This is a genomic window from Bacillus sp. CIS52 (genome assembly GCF_053545315.1).
The window spans coordinates 164,540-182,172 of sequence record NZ_JBIUFR010000003.1 but is presented as its reverse complement, the minus strand read 5'-3'; the positions used below and the strand labels follow the sequence as shown (position 1 = coordinate 182,172).

The following is a 17,633-nucleotide window of genomic DNA, read 5'->3' as shown; positions in this document are numbered from 1 at the left end:
AAGCTCTGAAAAAAACCTCTCCCCCATTTTACACAAGAATGGCTTACTTTTCTTCTGGAAACGCAAAAAAGCCGCCGATATCGGCAGCTGATAAAGAAAAAACACCCGCGGCAGGAAAAACCGCAGATGCTTAAGAGGACATTGATTTATTCGAAACTTTTTTCAAAACAAAACCAATTAAAACACTGTATGTACAAACGGCTGCTAGTAAAAATAACATGGTCATTTTCCGCACCACCTTGAATGAGAATCATTTTCATACTTATATCTTATCACGAGTGAGAATGATTTTCAATCCTATTTTGCGGTGTTTTCTTCTAAAGCCTTCTCTTCGGCGCGAATTCTTACAGTGAGCATGCATGCATTCAAGATTGAAAAAAGAAACAATGTCCAGTACGCTCCGTATAACAGCGGCAGCAAGATAAATTCTAAAATGACGACCGCATAGTTCGGGTGTTTGATCCACCTGTACGGCCCTTTTTTGACAAGCTCCGCATCCGGCACGACAAGAATTTTCGTATTCCAATATTGCCCTAATGATAAAAGCGCCCAATACCTGATCCCCTGCACAAAGAAAATGATACATATAATGGCGGCCCACCTTGGAGAAGGCGCTTTATGAAATGCCGCCACCTCGGCTGTAAGAGAGACAAAAAAGAGCACGTGCATCAGGACGAGAAAGGGATAATGCCCTTCTCCGTATTCGACGGCGCCTTGCTTTTTCACTTTCCGCTCATTGCGCCGGGCTACGATCATCTCCGCAATCCGCTGGACGGCAAGCAGCATGATAAACAGCCAAAACATTAAGATGCCCCCTTTTCCCAGCTGAACAGCAAAAGCTCGGACGAAAATCCCGGCCCGAGAGCGCCGATCAGCCCTTTTTCGTTTTCTTTCTGCATCCCGTGCAGCAGCTGCTCTTTTATGACATGAAAAATAGTTGCAGAAGACATATTCCCGTGTTTTTGCAGCACCTTCTGAGATGCAGCAAGCTGTCCGGTGTCCATTGAAAGACTCGTTAAATAGGCGTCAATGACCTTTTTCCCGCCGGGATGGGCAAGAAAGGTTTTAATATCGCGAGACAGGATTCCCTGTTCTTGTAAGAATACATCAACATTGTCTTTCAGCCAATGCGAAACAAGGGTGGGAATGTCTCTTGAAAAAATCACTTGAAACCCGCTGTCGGTGAATTCCCAGCCCATCACATCTTCCGCATCTGGCATCATCACCGATTGAGTGGCGAATATCCGCGGAACGAGCGGCTGTTTGACGTCTTTTCGGTTCGCCTTCTCCCCTCCGATCAGCACGGCGGCAATTCCGTCCGCAAACAGGGAGGTTCCGATTAAGTTGCTTTTTGACTTGTCCTCCGGCTGAAATGTTAAGCTGCAAAGCTCAGCCGCGATGACAAGCACGTAAGCTTCGGGATAGGCGCGGCAGTATTCGTACGCCCTGGACAGGCCGGCCGCCCCGCCTGCGCATCCTAGTCCCCAGATCGGAATCCGTTTTGTTTTTGAAGAAAACGGAAGCTGATTCATCACTTTCGCTTCAATGCTCGGTGTCGAAAGCCCGGTGCTGGAAATAAAAAAGATCGCATCCACTTTTTCATATGGAATCGGGTTTGTTAAACATCGGGAGTTTGTCAAACAATCAACCGCCGCATCCACACTGTGCTTAACGGTTTCTTCCGTATACAGCCGGTTTTTTTCTGAAAAACCCCGTGCCGTTTTATACCATTCAATCGGCCGGACAAACTGTCTTGATTCAATTTCGCCATTTTGAAAAGCTTTTAACAGCCGGTCAATATCCTTAAATGAATTGGCAAACATCCCTCTCGCAAAATCCGCCGCCGTTTCTTGCGAGACATGATATTCCGGAATGCTGGTTCCGACCGATAACACATATGCCATGCCCATCACCTCTTCACATAAAGGTTTCCGCTTTTTTCCTGAATGTATGCATAAGTTTGAACCGAGGATTTCACTGACATGCCATTTTAATTTAAAATTGACCCTTTTGAATGATAAGCCGTTCGACTATACTTGACCCATTCATGAAAAAAGGTTGTGATTGGGATGCTGACACCTGTAATTCTTAAAGGGTCACTCGTTCAGTTAGAGCCGCTGGCGATTGATCACTCTCAGGCACTTTGCGAAGCAGCTTCAGAAAATAGGACGACTTATGGTTACACCCATGTTCCTGACGGCATCGAAGAAACAAAGCGTTATATTGAGCGTGCGCTTTCCGATTATGAAAAAGGAATTGCATTGCCTTTTGCAGTACGGAGCCTTGAAACAGACCGAATCGTCGGAAGCACGAGATTTATGGATGTGGAGGTGTTTACGCGGCCGGCGGAGGCAGCTCCGGAAGTGTGTGAGGTCGGCAGCACGTGGTATGCCTCTTCCGTACAGCGGACCGGTGTCAATACGGAGTGTAAACTTTTGATGCTGACCTATGCGTTTGACGTGTGGCAGGCTGTCAGAGTGACGCTGAAAACCGACGTTCGCAATCAGCGCTCACGGACTGCGATTTTGAGGATCGGTGCCCAATTTGAAGGAATCCGCCGCGCGCATATTCGGGCTGTCGACGGCGGCCTCAGAGATACCGCCTACTACTCCATCCTTCGGGAGGAATGGCCTTATATCCGGCAAAACCTTTCTGACCGGCTCGGAGCATATAACTGAAAAACCTGCCGATATACGGCAGGTTTTTTACATGTTCGGATCATAGACGTATAAATTGAGATCGATCCGTCCGTCTGACGTGACCTCTACCCCCTCAGCCTCAAGGGACAGCTTCTGTACAGAAAACATCTCTTCATCTTTCAATCCGATTTCCCCCTTCGCATTGATGACCCTGTGCCAAGGGAGACGATGCTTTTTACTCATGGAGTGAAGAATCCTCACAACCTGCCTCGCTCCCCGCGGACTTCCCGCAAGACCGGCAATTTGCCCATACGTCATCACTTTTCCTTCAGGTATCTGTTTAATAATGGCTAACGCCCGCTCCGTAAATGTCATGGAAACCCTCATTTCCCGAAATACAGCAGTATTCTTAGCTTCTTCCGAACTTATCATACAACAGTTTTGAAGGTGAAGTCACTTGAGCGGCAGCCTGCTGTTTGTACTAGGTTCAGAGAAGCGTCTCAGTTACCTATCCGAAGAAAAAGAAAAGGTTGTACTGCTCATGCCTAAAGATGGTTAGAAGCAATAGCTAAAATAGAAGAGTTTAAAGAATTAATCATCATTCTGGTGAGTTCTGTAATAATTCTCAGCGGGATAGATATTTCACTCCCAAAAAATTTGAGCCCTGAGATAAAATATTCCGATCTATAAAAATTTCAAAATTAAGGTGCATTCGTTCATATTCAATTTGGTTAAGAATCCATAGATAGTTCCGATCAGCAGAAATTTTTGTTTTGTCAATTAACAAATAGCAGCCATCAAAAGATGTGCAATTGTAATATACTCCGTCTTCAAAAAACATTTTCAATTTCTTCCACATTAAGTATATGAAGCCCCCGCGTGCATTTCTGCCATAAATCAGCACAGCAAATATTCTGGCCCCGTTATGATGCAGTTTCAAAAAAACTCTATCGTCATCGTGGAACGAAACATTTAGTTTCTTCTCAAAACATTCAATTTCTCGATCGTTTGCACCTTTAGAAAAGGTACATTTCACTTCAGCCAAAGTTCCCTCACTCTTTTAAGTTTAATTGTCCTTTTTCATCAATGGATTCTTTTAAACCTTTTATTTTTTTAGAAATTTATCCTCTTTTCAGGGGTTATAACTATCTTTTTTGATATTTATATGATGGTGCTTATTCTATCACCCTTTCATTAACCACGATTTAAGTAAATTATTAGTATGTTCACAAAAAGTTAATAAAAATGAACATGGACACTTTCAACATAATATGTAATAATACAGTTGTATCAAAAAAGAAAAGGAGTGTTTAAAATGAAAAAAATCTTAACTGGTTCCGCCTTGTCTCTTGCTCTGCTTGTTTCAGCTGCACCTGCATTTGCAACCGCTGCTTCAGCAACATCTAACACAGTCAGTGTTGAAAAGGAACAAAAAGTAATAACACCACAAGCATATTTAAAAAGAGTTCCTCTTACTGGATATCCATCTAGATGGAGCATTCCTAACACAACAGTTTTCATGGGAGTGACACTATACTTGAAAGAAGCTAGACAGGAAAGTAATGGTACATGGACTGGAATATTTGAAGGTTGGATTAACGACTAAATAACATTGGAGTATCTTGAACATTTGTCCTTTAGGCACGTTACAAATAAAATGAAAGAGGATGCCTCACAAAAAGTTCAGCAAACTTTCGGAAGCATCCTCGATCTCGGGATTTCATAAAGAAATGTTATTAAAATGTTATTTTTTTAAGAAAAACGGATAACTAACCCTCTTGAACCCTTGTCACATCAAGGGTTTTTTTCGTTTTAGGAATCATATTATAAACAATATTCAAAAGGACAGCGGTAAAACTGCCGGCGACGATTCCGTTTGTGGTCAAAAGATTTAAGTAAGACGGCAGGTGCTTAAACATATCAGGAACGACGGTTACGCCGAGTCCCAATCCGACGGAACACGCGACGATCAGAAGATTTTCCTGCTTTTTGAAGTCAATTTGGCTGAGCATTTTAATGCCGTAGGAAATGACCATGCCGAACATGGCCACCATCGCTCCGCCCAGTACCGAAGATGGGATGATAGTCGTGAAAGCTGCGATTTTCGGAAAAAGGCCGAAAAGCATTAAAAGTCCGCCCGTAACACCGATGACCGCGTTTTTCTTAATTCCCGTCAGCTGCACGAGGCCGACGTTTTGGGAATAGGCCGTGTACGGAAATGCGTTGAAAATGCCGCTGATGAATACCGCAATGCCTTCCGCGCGGTAGCCTTTTGCTAAATCACGTTCAGACAGGCGCCGGTTTGTCAGATCACCTAAAGCGAAATAGACGCCGGTTGATTCCACAAGGCTGACAATGGCAACGATGGACATCGTAATAATCGGTGCCGCATGAAATGTCGGCGTCCCAAAGTAAAACGGTTTAATCATTTGAATTGCGTCAGCGTTCGCCACATTGTCAAATTGCACTTTGCCCATAAAATAAGCAATGGCCGTCCCGATGACAATGCCGATTAAAATCGAAATGGATTTCAAAAATCCTTTTGTAAACCGATAAAGCAGCACGATGATGACAAGCACCGTAAATCCGAGGGCAAGGTTAGCCGGATCACCGAAATCCTTGCTGCCTTCCCCGCCGGCAATATGATTCATTGCAACCGGCATCAAGGTCATCCCGATAATCGTTACGACAGATCCGGTTACAACGGGCGGAAAAAAAGCGACGAGCTTGCCGAAGAAAAAAGACAGCAGAATGACAAGCAGACCCGATGCCAAAATGCTTCCGTAAATGGCAGAAATCCCGTATTCCTTGCCGATGGAAATAATCGGAGCCACCGCGGTGAACGTACAGCCGAGCACAACGGGCAGGCCGATGCCGAAATATTTATTTCTCCACACTTGAAGCAGCGTTGCCGCCCCGCACATAAAAATGTCAATTGAAACGAGGTATGTCAGCTGTTCTGCATTCAGTCCCAGCGCCGCTCCTACAATTAAGGGAACGACAACGGCGCCGGCATACATGGCAAGGACATGCTGGATACCGAGGGAAAGAGTTTTGGCATAGCTGTTTTTCATGAACGGACCTCCTGTACAAATGACACTTTTCCGTCTTTAAGCGATTGAATTCTCGCCAGTGATTCGACACGGCATCCTTTTTTCACAAGCTCGTCTCTTCCCGGCTGAAATGACTTTTCAATGACAATGCCGATCCCGCAAACCGCTGCGCCTGCTTGTTTTACGATGGATAAAAGCCCTTCTGCCGCCTGTCCGTTCGCTAAAAAGTCGTCAATGATTAACACGCGGTCATCTTTAGAAAGATGACTGCCTGAGACGGCAATCTGACTTTCTGTTTTTTTCGTAAAAGAATAAACGGACGCCGTCAGCAGATCATCCGTTAACGTGAGAGACTTCCTTTTTCTTGCAAAAATGACGGGAACGCCGAGTTCAAGACCGGCCATCACCGCAGGCGCAATGCCCGAAGATTCAATTGTGACGATTTTTGTGATACCGTCTTTTTCAAAACGGCGCGCAAATTCCCGGCCGATCTGCTGCATAAGAACCGGATCAATTTGATGGTTTAAAAAAGAATCCACTTTCAGCACTTGGTCAGAAAGAACGATTCCGTCTTCTTCTATTTTTCGTTTTAATGCTTCCACAATGATTACCCCCGCTTATAGAAAATAAAAAAGCATTGCCCGCTCTCAATAAAAAGAGCAAGCAATGCCGAATGTCTACACGTAACGGCCGAATTAAAGCCGTTCCATTGCTCACTCATAGTCGGACATTTACGGTGACCGGTAGAAACTTGCGTGCCATATCCACGCGATTATATGAGTGTTCATATGATATTAATCAAATTATAACAAGATCTGCTTATTTTGCATAGAGAAATTTAAATAATTACGAACTTTTTACAGAGAATCCGCCTTTATTATTCGTCTTTTAGAAAAACACCCGGTATACACCGGGTGTTTCGTTTATAGAAATAAATTCGAATATTTGCCGACAAGATACTCAATGAGGTATTGAACGTTCAGCTCTTCTCCCGTTACATCTTTAATAATGTCAAGCGGCAGTTTGCGTCTTCCGTGCTGATGAACCTTTTCTGTCAGCCATTGTTTGATCGGCTCAAAATCGCCCCGTTCGATTAATTGATCAAATTCAGGCAGATCGTCAAGCATGGTATTCTTCAGCTGAGCCGCATACATATATCCGAGCGCATAGGAAGGGAAATAACCGAAATCTCCGCCAGCCCAATGAACGTCCTGCAAAATACCTTTTGCATCAGATGGCGGCGTAATGCCTAAATAATCATGATATTTTTGATTCCACAATGCAGGCAGTTCCTCCACTGACACTTCATTACTGAAAATCGCTTTTTCAATTTCATAACGGATAATAATGTGAAGCGGGTACGTCAGCTCATCCGCTTCAATTCGGATAAAGGACGGCTTCGCCTCGTTGACGGCGCGTACAAAATCCTCTCTTTTTACATCTTGAAATTGATCAGGCGAAGCCTCAATCATTTTTTCATAATATGCGGTCCAGAAATGTTGATTTCTGCCGATAAAATTTTCATAAAATAACGATTGGGATTCATGAATTCCCATGGATGCACCGTCAGATAAATTTGTCCCGCTCAGCGCTTCGTCAATATTCTGCTCGTAGATTGCATGCCCGCATTCATGAATCGTTCCGAAAATCGCGGTGCGAAAATCGTTTTCGTCATATCTGGTCGTCACCCGCACATCGCCGCGGTTGATTGTCGTCATAAACGGATGCACCGTCTCATCGAGGCGGCCGCCGTCAAACTCATACCCGAGCTCTTTTAAGAAGTACAAGGAGAGATCTCTTTGTTTTTCTTTCGGAAACGTTTTTGTTATAAAGGCGGTGTCCGGTTTATTGCCGGATGCCGTCACTTTTTTGACTAAGGGAATGATCGCTTCCTTCAATTCAGAAAACAGCTGATCCAGCACCTTTACCGTAACACCCGGTTCGAAAATATCGAGCAATGCGTTGTACGGATGATCCTCATAGCCCCAATAAGAAATAAACCGCTTATTAAAATCAATCAGCTTCTCAAGGTAAGGAGCAAACATGGAGAAATCGGAGGCCGCCCTTGCTTCCTCCCAAGCCGTTTCAGCTTTTGATGTCAAAATGACGTATTCTTTATACTCTTCTTCAGGAATTTTTTTATTTTGGTCATAATCTTTTTTTGCCAGTTCCGCCGCTTTTACTGTATCTTCAGAGAGCTCTTTTGCATGCGCGAGAAGGATGTCAATCAGCTCTTTCATCCGGTCGGATGTCTGGATTTGAAAAACGTCAGCCGACAGCTGTCCGATGCTTTCCGCACGGTCATCGGAGCCTTTTTTCGGGGCTCCCGTCCTTGAATCCCAATGCATAAGCGCAATGGCTTCTTCATAATGGGATACTCTTTTTAACAGATCAAAAAACTCTTTTTCATATGTATGTATATCCATATCCGTTCCCTCCCTTTTCACTATCAATTACAGGCTAATGGAACGCTGTGATAAAGTCAACTTGTTGGTTTTCCAGAATTTAAAAAAGCCGCAGGATAAGATTCCTGCAGCATTTGTTTTTATACGATTTTCGGTGTAACAGGCAAGACCTTTTTGATCTCGGACAAGACCCGTTCACTTTCTCCGCCCGCATAAATAGATATGGTTCCGCTGTCCTGATTGGAGCGGATCAGGCGGCCGATTCCCTGCCGGACTCTCAGCAGCATGTACGGCAGATCAACCTCCTCAAACGGATCTTTTTTCGCCCCGTTCCGCTTTGCGGTAAACACGGGATCATGAGGCGGATACGGCAATGCCCAAATGGTCACATTTCGAAGCGAGTCACCCGGAATGTCAAGACCTTCCCATAAGTGGACGGAACAAAGCACGGATTTTTCATCCCGCTGGAATTTTTCGACCAGATTACTGATCTCTTCGTCACCTTCGTAATATATCGGATACGGCAGCTCCCATGCGGCAGCCTGTTCTTTAAATTCCTTCATGTCTTCAAAGGAAGGGAAAAGAACGAGGGTGCGGCCTTCATTCTCCTTAATCGTATCAATCGTTCGGGCCGTTTTCTGCTCAGACGTCATATCACCGTGAAGAGAAACTGACATTTGCTCCTCGTAATCGTACGGTGACTCAACAGTAAATGATAAAGGATCGCGGATTCCGAGACTGTCTGCAATATAATCAAATGAACCGCCCTCAGAAAGAGTGGCTGATGAGAAAATATAAGGGATCTTTTTAGAGAAGACCTTTTCTCCAAGCACTTCGGCTACAGTTCTCGGCATAACGACAAATGTTGAGTCCGTATCCTGCGTTTCAAGCCAGCTGATGGCGTCCTTTTGATACAGTGAAAGTGAATATGCCATTTGTTCGACGTATTCTTCAACGACTGACAGCTCGTACTTATCGATCGTATACATTTCCGATTCAAATACGAGCGCTTCGCCGATTTTATCGAGCAGACGGCACAGTTCATCAGCCGCACGCTTCACGCGCTGATCGTTTTGGATGTCCAATCGGTGAGAGCCGGCGATTTCCTTCGATTCCTCTGAAAGCACGTAGAAAAACTCATCGTTTGCAGCAAGGGAATCTTCAATCAGTTCGGCAAATTCTTCTCTGATGTCATTTTGAAGCAGGCGCTCTAAAAACAGCTCAAGCGTCGATTGCTTTACGCGATAGGTTAACGCTTTTTGCGCGGCAAATTCCAGAAGATGCCCTTCATCAAACACGACGGCGCTGTGATCCGGCAAAAGCGGCAGCTGCCCTTCCCTCTTGCGTGATTCTTCCGTCCATACATGTTCCATGTAAAAATCATGGGAGCAAACGATCAGGTCCGTTGATTTTCTGTAATGATCTCTTGAAAGGGTTAAACCGCATCTATGTCTCATATCACATGTTAAACAATCCTGGAAGGAATCATAGCTTACGCTTGACCACTCTTCATTCGTCAGATCAGCGTACTGCTTGCGGTCTCCGTACGGATAAAAGCGCTGCATCGCTTGTGACTCGTGCACGAATGAAGGCAGCGACTCATAAAGATCCAGCCACTTTTCATCATCAGAACGCTGCATCGTTTTTTCAAGCTTTTTCAGACACAGGTACTGCTCGTGGGATTTTGACAGCCGAGTATCAATCTGTAAATCCAAATGCTCTGTCAGCTTGGAAATGTCGCCTTCTTTTTTGACAAGCTGTTCAATTAACGTTTCATCGGCGCATGCAATAATCGCCGGTTTCCCCGTATATCTGGCATAGCTGATGGCAAACAGCAGATACACCAGCGTTTTCCCCGTACCGACTCCTGCCTCAGCGAACATGACCTTTTTTTCTTTAAATGCCCGTTCAAGCTGAAACGCCATAAATACCTGTTCATCCCGAAGGTCAAAGCCTTTTTCGGGAAGGATATCGTAAAACACGTCACCAATCCAATTGTTCAATTCTTCGTAAAAATTCTTTTCTTTTGTTAAAGCAAAAGGCAAACGTGATGTTGTCACCCAACTCCAACCCCTAACTATTCGGCATTCAGACCATCTATAATATCATTTAACCCTTTTCAATACAACAAAAAAACTTGGCCGCGCCAAGTTTTTTGATTTTCATTTCCGATTAAAGATATGCGAACATAAAAACGGATGGTCTGTTGAATGTGTATGTTTTACTGCATTTTCAAGATCTTCCTGTGCGTGAGTCATGGCGGAAGGATCGAACTCCGCTCCAACTTCCTGCAGCTGGGAAGAAGTTGCGGCCAGCGCCTTTTGTATCTTACTGAAGTGCTCGCTGTTCAGCATAAAATAGATCACCTCTCAAATAGAAATAATCATCATTCTATGCCGATGCTTCACTTTCTATACATGCTTCCTGAATGATTGGCACATGACCTGCACAAACTACAACAGATATTCGATCGAATATCCATCTTCACAAATTTATTCTATCCGGGAGTGATGGTTACATGAGTTATAAAGATCGATTAGATCAGCATTCTGAATTGTTTCATCACAATTGGACGCGGCCGAAACGCTCTAAATCGCAGGTGAACGGCCACACCGAAATGTCCCAGACCAACATTATTTTACGGAGCAATGCAAAAGCGCACCGCTGGTAATGGCAGAATAAATGTAAAGATGCCGGAGAAGACGCTGTTTCAGGCGTCTTCTCTTTGTTGCGGCTTTTTCCGCTGCGGCCTCACTTTAGCCCAGTACTGATAATAATCCGTTTTGATAAAACCGTTAAAGAGCTTGCGCTTTTTTGTCGCTTTTCTTCCGTAAACCTCTTCAAATTGTTCATTTGACGTTAAAATGTAGATAGACCAAGTATCAAGAGATTCAAATGCCCGGCCCATTTCTTTATACATCCGCTCGACTTCCTTTTTTTCGCCGAGCCGTTCGCCGTACGGAGGGTTTCCGACGATTACGCCGAATTCGAGTTTCGTCGTAAAATCCTGCACCCGCATTTGCTTGCATTCAATCAGGTCTCCAAGCCCCGCTTCTTCTGCGTTTTCTTTGGCGATGTTGACCATCCGGTGATCCACATCACTGGCAAAAATCTGCAGCGGCTGATCATAGTTCGCCTTTTCTTCCGCTTCAAGACGCGCTTTGTCCCACAGTTCTTTTCCGATCCATTCCCAGTCTTCCGACACAAAATCTCGGTTAAACCCGGGAGCAATGTTTTGCCCGATTAAAGCGGCTTCAATCGCTATCGTGCCGGAACCGCAAAACGGATCGACGAACGGACGGTCAGGCGTCCAGTTCGTTAACAGAACTAAAGCGGCAGCGAGCGTTTCTTTTATCGGAGCTCCGCCCTGATCAACCCTGTATCCCCGTTTATGAAGGCCTGTTCCCGATGAATCCAGCGTGATGACGGCTTTATCTTTTAAAAGCGAAATCTCCACCTTGTACTCGGGACCCGTTTCTTCAATCCATTCATTTTGGTTTCCTGATTGCAGTTTCAGCTTTTCCGCTATCGCCTTTTTGACGATCCGCTGGCAGTCAGGCACACTGGCAAGCACTGATTTCACGGACTTTCCGATAACAGGAAATTTTGCGTTTTCCGGAATGTATGCGCGCCAGTCAATCGCTTTTGTTTTTTCAAACAGCTCATCAAACGTTTTTGCCTGAAACTCGGCGACCTGTACTTTGATGCGGTCAGCCGTCCGCAGCCATAAGTTAGCGCGGCAGATCGCAAGCGCGTCCCCTTCAAAAATGACTTTTCCGTTGTCTACTTTGCATTCATAGCCTAAATCACGCACTTCTTTGGCGACAATCGCTTCAATTCCCATCGGCGCCGTCGCGATTAGTGTGTACTTCTTCATCGTATCACCCTGTCTCTTTTCAGCTTTCGTTTCATTCAAGATAAAAGCTCCCCTTTAAAGGAGAGCTCTAATTTGTCATATCAATAAATGTTTAACGTTCTGTAAGCCATGTTTTGTTCCATCGTACTGCAATCGGCTCATCACCTCGTACTCAGGCGGCAATCATCTATCTACAGAAAGCATTCTGTCCTTCTATCTGTTCAGTTCCTTCAAGAAGGTTCCCCTACCAAAATTTGGGTTTCTCGCTCGAGGGGTTTACCGCGTTCCACTCTCAACATTTCTGATGAGACTTCGTCACTGTGGCACTTTCAAGGATACTCAGCCATATCCGGAGACTTAGGCTTTTTTCCTGCCGTCAGCCTATCAAGGCTGCCCTAGCTTATTTCTTCGCTAGGCACGAACACTACGGGCATCTCAGCACCGTGCGAGCATGGACTTTCCTCTACAGATTCAAAGATCTGCAGCGATTACCCGAACGTTAAGAACACTTGTTCATTATAAAGCAACTTGTCTCATTTGACAAGTGCATCTGTCTTATTCGTCGTAAAGCTTGCTGCCGAATACATGTTTCTCAAGGTTGGACAGCCTTTTCAGAATGTCAAAGTTGGTCGTATTGGACTGCACCGGCTGTTTTTTGCTTGCTTCTTCAAGCTGTTTTTTCAGCTGCAGATTTTCCTGCTGAAGTTCTTCAATTTCTTGATGGAAGGTTTCATAATCCTTAATAATCATATCTAAAAATTTGTCAACGTCTTCTTGTCTGTAACCTCTAACGCCTGTTTTAAATTCTTTTTCCAAAATGTCTTTCGCAGAAAGCTTTACTTTATCAGCAAGCATCTTTTTCACCTCGTATCGTGAATCATCATGTTATATTTTATTCAGAAACACGTCCCGTTGTCAAATGTTCTCTGACATGTTATGTAAAGAAGTCTTCTTCTTCAACGGCAGCCCGGAGATCGTCCATCGTAATCGAATAAATCGGATAACCGTCTTTTTCACGGCGTTTTTCCGCCTGCTGCAGCATATATTTCGGCGATCCTTCCATTTCAGGATCATATAAAAGCAAAAGCGCATCTGACTTTTCAATAAAAAACGCGTTTTTCTGCCGGAATTGAAGCGGGCTTTCATATGGCCGATGCGTCAGGCTCTCCTCATAATCTGCCTGTGCAAGCACAGATTCATACATTTCTTTATTCGGTTCCTTCCACTTTTCTTCCTGGCCGTAGAACGGCGTGATTACAGCAACCTTTAATTCCGGATACTCTTCCCTGAGATCGTACGCCGTTTCTGCCGCCCATAGTTCCGTCCCCAGCTGTCCGGATATGAGAATCCATTCCAAGCCTTCGTCAAGAAAGCTTCTGAGTCTGGCTTCTATCGCCTTTTTTATATAAACGAGCGCCCGGTCATCATGTTTAAAGATACCGAGTTCAAACGGCTTGTACCCCGTTACGGCTAATACTTTCAATTGATCACCTGCTTTAAAAAATGGGGCTCCCATGGGGCCCCATTTTGATTTGCTGATATCCTTACCGACCATGCTTAAACGTTCAATACTAATGATCGCAGCAAGGGCTTCCGCACTGAAAATGCTGGTGAGTTGTCGGGTCAACATTTGAAAAAGTGTGCGGAAAGTAATGAACGTGCTCAAAGTTGTGGTGATTTACGTTAGTTGTATGTTGCGGATGAATATGCGGCACAACCGTGTTAGTAAAACAATGGTGTTCACAGCAATTAGTCGGATGAACAATCGGCGGCATTACGTTTGGTCTGCAGCAATGATGATGATGATGATGGAACATGCTAAATCCCCTCTCCATTAACTTTTATTACACTGTTAGGTTATGAAGATAAGCGGGTGCATGTTCTAATTCAATCACCCAATTTAGAAGTGCATCAGCAGACTGTCTTTAAAATTCGAAAATACAAACGCAATCAAAAAAACCACGACAAAGAACAAGTAAAAAACACCTTTATACATACCAACTCTCCCCTATAAATAACTAACGCTATTTTACAGGATGCGGCACCATTCTACAACAAAATCGATGTTGATTCAGAAAAAAATATTTTTGGCGAAACAGCTCGGCTTTTGCGCTTTCCCGGGCAATATTTCAAGAGGAATATTTCCTCTTCAGCCGGGCAATTCTCACATGGAGTTTCTCGGCTTCTTTTTCCGATATTTCCTCGTCTTTTGCGGCCAGCTGCGCGGCCTGCAGAGCTTTTTTGAAATCTTTTGCATGATGCTCAAAATAGATCGCCAGCTCAACCGCTGATTGATGTCTGCATATGTGAAGATCAGAGCCTGTCAGTTTCTCCCAAAGGGGCACGGCGTCTTGCCTGCGGTTTTGTTTTTTATAAAGCATCGCTAAATCAAAAAGGGCCCGATCCGAATCTTCAAAGGCTTTGCCTCGCAGCGCTTCCAGCTGTGAAACAGCCCGATCGGTTTCTTTATGGGCGATAAACCACTTCGCCATGGCGTAGGCTTCCTGATGTTCCGACGTCTGATCAGCGGATGCAAAAATCTTTTTTGACATATGGATGTATAGAGCAATAAGGGAGAGCACGTCTTGTTCATTATGCAGGAGCACTCCCTTTAAAAGATCGGGATCCTCCGCCTTTAAAAATTGGAAATACAGCATCGGCGCCAAATACCCGGGCGTGTCTTCGTCCCTTTTAAAGGCAAGCTCTTCATTTTCAACCGCCGAAAGCGATACACGCTCCAGTTTATGTTTCCAAAGCCGTCTCGCCCCGTGCAGAAGATCAAAGTGGCCGAATTCAGGAAGTTTCGGAAGTCTGTCCCGCAGCAATGTGTGTCTTGTTTTGACCTGAGGCCAATCAAAGGCTTTGCCGTTATACGTAACAAGGGACGTAATGTCAACCTCACTTAAAAAGCTTTGGTAAAGAGCCGCCTCGTTCCCCGGCTTGGGAAGCAGATGCTGTTTGACTGTGACACGGTCTTCATATACCCTCGCATGACCGAGCAAAAAAATCATATTGCCGGCCCCGCCGCCGAGTCCGGTCGTTTCAGTATCAAAGAAAAACAGCTGGCTCTTTTCGTATCCTTCGGCTGATAAAGTATGCGTCAAACCGCCTTTATTCCATAACGCCATGACGTCATCAAGTTCACTGAAGCTGTACCGTCCGTGGCGGTGCGAAAGCGGATAAACGGTTTCGCGGATAAGACAGTATTCATCTTCAAAGAAGAAAGGTTTAACTCCGAATGCCTCCCATTCTTCTTTAAACGGGACTTCAATATCCGGGTCCGAAAGCGAAGAAGCAGCAGGCTTTATTTCAGCTTCCGGAATATTCAGGTGGTTTTTCATCCGCTTTAATTTATTTTTCAAGGACATCTTTCGTCCCCCTTTTCTTTTACACGTAATTCAAGAGCCGGAGAATCGCTTTCTTTGCATCTATTCCCTCTATTTCGGAGCCGATGCAGGAAGGACATCCGTCTTGGCATGGACATTGTCTGATCAGACGCATAGCCCCTTCATTGATTTCATCAAATCGTTTATATACTTCATCAGCAAGTCCGATTCCGCCCGGATAATGATCATACAAAAAGATTGTCGGCAGTCCCGTATGAGCCGCTTTGATTTGCGGCACGACATGCACGTCATTTCGGTCGCACATGACGTATACAGGCACGATATGCTGCAGGACGTGAGCAATGCCTAAAAGCAGCTGCTCAAGCGTTTTTTCGCCGATCTCAGAATCCGTCTCTTTTAATTCAAGCCAGGCTGCACTTGTATGCAGCTCTTCTTCAGGAAGATGAATCGGTCCTGATCCTATATTTTCAAATGTCGTCATTTTTATTTTTTTAAATATCGTCGGAAGGGCATTCACGGTCACGTCCCCGAAATGGATGGCCGTTTCCCTTCTGCTGTCCGTTCTGTCGATTTCCAGCACTTTCAGCTGCACCGCTAAATTGGCATCCGTATAATATTCGACATCGACTTTTCGCACGTATGCTTTTTTGTGCTCCCAATCAAGCTTTTCAACCTGATACTGCACCCCTTCATGAAGATAAATCGCTTCATCGTGAAGAAGCGTCATCGCGCTGAAGCGGTCCATTTCTCCGATAATTTTCACATCGGCCGTCTCTGATTGGTCCACGATGACCACATTTTCCTGCGAGGCCGAACGAAGACTGATGTTTGAAGCGGGAAATGAATCGCTCGCCCAGTGATATCGTTCACGATTTTCATGAAGCACCCCTTCTTCTTCTAAATACTCGAGAATGTCTTTTGCCTCATTTTCTCCGAATGTTTCATCGGCTCTGAAAGGCAGCTCATACGCCGCGCATTTCAGATGATCGACCAGTATAATGAGGTTATCAGGATTAATCCGTGCAGATTCAGGCGAGCGTTTAAAGAAATAATCAGGGTGGCGCACAATATATTGGTCAATCGGATCAGAGTTCGCGACCATCACAATCAGCGCCTCCCCCTGCCGCCGTCCGGCCCGGCCCGCCTGCTGCCACGCGCTCGCAACACTGCCCGGGTATCCCGTCATCACGCAGACCTGAAGCTGGCCGATATCAACGCCGAGCTCCAGCGCATTTGTGCTGACAACACCGAGAATACTGCCGTCTCTTAATCCCCGCTCTATTTCTCTTCTTTCTTTCGGAAGATATCCGCCGCGATAGCCTCTGACAGACTTCGCGCCGATTTCTTTTTTTACGATTTCCTGAATGTGGCTTAAAATAATTTCAACCCTGACGCGGCTTCTTGCAAAAACAATCGTCTGGATCTTATTTTTCAGAAATGTTTTGGCTAGCTCATTCACTTCCACGGTGGCGCTTTTTCGAATATGCAGCGGTTTATTCACAATCGGCGGATTGTAGAAAGCAAAGTGCTTTCTTCCGCTCGGAGCGCCGTTGTCGTCAATCAGCCTGACAGGATTTCCCGTCAGCTGCTCCGCCAATTCCCTCGGATTGGCGATTGTTGCGGATGTGCAGATAAATGACGGCGTGCTTCCGTAAAAGGCGCAGATTCTCATTAAGCGGCGGATGACGTTTGCCACATGGCTGCCGAATACGCCGCGGTACGTATGTAATTCATCAATGACGATATATTTCAGGTTTTCAAACAGACTCACCCATTTTGTATGATGGGGAAGAATGGCTGAATGAAGCATATCGGGATTTGTAATCACAATGTGTCCGGCCTTTCTGACCTTCTGCCTGATGGCCGGAGAGGTATCGCCGTCGTAAGTAAAACTTTTGATGTCCATGCCCATCTCATCTATGATTTCGTTCAGTTCGCTTTTTTGATCCTGTGCAAGCGCCTTTGTCGGAAATAAATAAAGCGCGCGGCTTGTGGAATCTTCCGCAATAGACTGGAGAACCGGAAGATTATAGCACAAAGTTTTTCCGGAGGCCGTCGGTGTGACGGCCACGATGCTTTCTCCGTTTTGAACCGTCTGAAAAGCGGAGTATTGATGGGTAAAGAGCCGTTCGATTCCCCTTTTTTCGAGAGCCGCCCGGATCTTCGGGTCCACTTGATCGGGCATTGGCATGGTTTTGGCCTCCCGCGGTTCCTCTTCATGCCAATGCACAATATTTTCGTGATCTTTTAATTCCTGAATCAGTTCGCTCAGTGATTTTTTCTTCATCGTTCACACCTCTTTATGAGGTACAGTTTACCGAATATTTGTTTGC

Annotated in this window: 19 protein-coding genes, 1 other RNA gene, 1 pseudogene and 1 riboswitch; of the genes and pseudogenes, 3 read left to right on the top strand and 18 right to left on the bottom strand. The window is 45.0% G+C overall.

What is annotated here, in order from left to right:
- Nucleotides 1-130: 130 nt before the first annotated feature.
- From fbpC to ACH32G_RS13735, 3 genes are all read right to left on the bottom strand, one after another.
- Nucleotides 131-226, bottom strand: coding sequence for a Fur-regulated basic protein FbpC (fbpC, locus tag ACH32G_RS13745; RefSeq protein WP_095241696.1), 96 nt, complete (start codon nt 224-226; stop codon nt 131-133).
- 71 nt (nt 227-297) lie between these two features.
- Nucleotides 298-804 (bottom strand): isoprenylcysteine carboxyl methyltransferase family protein, encoded by a 507-nt coding sequence (locus tag ACH32G_RS13740; protein ID WP_016936700.1) that lies wholly within the window; start codon nt 802-804, stop codon nt 298-300.
- On the bottom strand, nt 804-1,904 hold the full coding sequence (locus ACH32G_RS13735; protein WP_064779098.1) for a type III polyketide synthase: 1,101 nt from the start codon (nt 1,902-1,904) through the stop codon (nt 804-806). The genes ACH32G_RS13740 and ACH32G_RS13735 overlap by 1 nt, the downstream gene beginning before the upstream one ends.
- A 165-nt stretch (nt 1,905-2,069) precedes the next feature.
- Between ACH32G_RS13735 and ACH32G_RS13730 the strand changes: the two genes are divergently transcribed.
- Nucleotides 2,070-2,678, top strand: a complete 609-nt coding sequence (locus ACH32G_RS13730) for a GNAT family N-acetyltransferase (protein ID WP_448814450.1) — start codon at nt 2,070-2,072, stop codon at nt 2,676-2,678.
- Between the two features lie 27 nt (nt 2,679-2,705).
- Here the strand turns inward: ACH32G_RS13730 and ACH32G_RS13725 are convergent, their stop codons facing one another.
- Together ACH32G_RS13725 and ACH32G_RS13720 are read right to left on the bottom strand one after the other, a co-directional pair.
- Nucleotides 2,706-3,014, bottom strand: a complete 309-nt coding sequence (locus ACH32G_RS13725; protein ID WP_016939045.1) for an MGMT family protein — start codon at nt 3,012-3,014, stop codon at nt 2,706-2,708.
- Nucleotides 3,015-3,264: 250 nt separating this feature from the next.
- Nucleotides 3,265-3,684 carry an SMI1/KNR4 family protein gene (locus ACH32G_RS13720; RefSeq protein WP_448814449.1) on the bottom strand — a complete coding sequence of 140 codons (420 nt, stop codon included), beginning with the start codon at nt 3,682-3,684 and terminating at the stop codon, nt 3,265-3,267.
- 270 nt (nt 3,685-3,954) lie between these two features.
- Here ACH32G_RS13720 and ACH32G_RS13715 point away from each other — a divergent pair, with 270 nt between their 5' ends.
- A complete protein-coding gene (locus tag ACH32G_RS13715; RefSeq protein ID WP_016939046.1) occupies nt 3,955-4,245 on the top strand; it encodes a hypothetical protein in 291 nt (96 codons plus the stop codon).
- Nucleotides 4,246-4,408: 163 nt separating this feature from the next.
- Here ACH32G_RS13715 and pbuX read toward each other — a convergent pair whose 3' ends face one another.
- The 5 genes from pbuX to ACH32G_RS13690 form a co-directional block, all read right to left on the bottom strand.
- Nucleotides 4,409-5,713: a xanthine permease PbuX gene (gene pbuX / locus ACH32G_RS13710; RefSeq protein WP_448814448.1), complete on the bottom strand. Its 1,305-nt coding sequence runs from the start codon at nt 5,711-5,713 to the stop codon at nt 4,409-4,411.
- Nucleotides 5,710-6,294 (bottom strand): xanthine phosphoribosyltransferase, encoded by a 585-nt coding sequence (gene xpt / locus ACH32G_RS13705; RefSeq protein ID WP_049628669.1) that lies wholly within the window; start codon nt 6,292-6,294, stop codon nt 5,710-5,712. Before xpt ends, pbuX begins: the two co-directional genes overlap by 4 nt.
- A gap of 98 nt (nt 6,295-6,392) precedes the next feature.
- Nucleotides 6,393-6,492, bottom strand: a riboswitch (purine riboswitch).
- Between the two features lie 123 nt (nt 6,493-6,615).
- Nucleotides 6,616-8,118: a carboxypeptidase M32 gene (locus ACH32G_RS13700; RefSeq protein WP_448814447.1), complete on the bottom strand. Its 1,503-nt coding sequence runs from the start codon at nt 8,116-8,118 to the stop codon at nt 6,616-6,618.
- Between the two features lie 119 nt (nt 8,119-8,237).
- Nucleotides 8,238-10,157 carry an ATP-dependent DNA helicase gene (locus ACH32G_RS13695; protein ID WP_047475750.1) on the bottom strand — a complete coding sequence of 640 codons (1,920 nt, stop codon included), beginning with the start codon at nt 10,155-10,157 and terminating at the stop codon, nt 8,238-8,240.
- Between the two features lie 102 nt (nt 10,158-10,259).
- A complete protein-coding gene (locus tag ACH32G_RS13690) occupies nt 10,260-10,451 on the bottom strand; it encodes a hypothetical protein (RefSeq protein WP_016939051.1) in 192 nt (63 codons plus the stop codon).
- Nucleotides 10,452-10,615: 164 nt separating this feature from the next.
- On the opposite strand from ACH32G_RS13690, the gene ACH32G_RS13685 reads away from it, so the two are divergent.
- On the top strand, nt 10,616-10,768 hold the full coding sequence (locus ACH32G_RS13685; protein WP_003153548.1) for a YpzG family protein: 153 nt from the start codon (nt 10,616-10,618) through the stop codon (nt 10,766-10,768).
- A 39-nt stretch (nt 10,769-10,807) separates the two neighbouring features.
- Here the strand turns inward: ACH32G_RS13685 and ACH32G_RS13680 are convergent, their stop codons facing one another.
- From ACH32G_RS13680 to ACH32G_RS13645, 8 genes and pseudogenes are all read right to left on the bottom strand, one after another.
- A complete protein-coding gene (locus tag ACH32G_RS13680) occupies nt 10,808-11,974 on the bottom strand; it encodes a THUMP domain-containing class I SAM-dependent RNA methyltransferase (protein WP_188154209.1) in 1,167 nt (388 codons plus the stop codon).
- A gap of 97 nt (nt 11,975-12,071) precedes the next feature.
- An RNA gene (gene rnpB / locus ACH32G_RS13675) (RNase P RNA component class B) lies at nt 12,072-12,453 on the bottom strand.
- Between the two features lie 55 nt (nt 12,454-12,508).
- On the bottom strand, nt 12,509-12,808 hold the full coding sequence (gpsB, locus tag ACH32G_RS13670; protein WP_003153541.1) for a cell division regulator GpsB: 300 nt from the start codon (nt 12,806-12,808) through the stop codon (nt 12,509-12,511).
- Between the two features lie 79 nt (nt 12,809-12,887).
- Nucleotides 12,888-13,436, bottom strand: coding sequence for a DUF1273 domain-containing protein (locus ACH32G_RS13665; RefSeq protein WP_029575374.1), 549 nt, complete (start codon nt 13,434-13,436; stop codon nt 12,888-12,890).
- 88 nt (nt 13,437-13,524) lie between these two features.
- Complete coding sequence (gene cotD / locus ACH32G_RS13660) at nt 13,525-13,770, bottom strand: spore coat protein CotD (protein WP_269774894.1); 246 nt, start codon at nt 13,768-13,770, stop codon at nt 13,525-13,527.
- Between the two features lie 83 nt (nt 13,771-13,853).
- A pseudogene (locus tag ACH32G_RS13655) lies at nt 13,854-13,961 on the bottom strand (hypothetical protein); the annotation flags it as partial.
- Between the two features lie 121 nt (nt 13,962-14,082).
- Nucleotides 14,083-15,321, bottom strand: a complete 1,239-nt coding sequence (locus tag ACH32G_RS13650) for a ribonuclease H-like domain-containing protein (RefSeq protein ID WP_095241704.1) — start codon at nt 15,319-15,321, stop codon at nt 14,083-14,085.
- Nucleotides 15,322-15,340: 19 nt separating this feature from the next.
- Nucleotides 15,341-17,587: a DEAD/DEAH box helicase gene (locus tag ACH32G_RS13645; RefSeq protein WP_448814446.1), complete on the bottom strand. Its 2,247-nt coding sequence runs from the start codon at nt 17,585-17,587 to the stop codon at nt 15,341-15,343.
- Between the last annotated feature and the right edge of the window lie 46 nt (nt 17,588-17,633).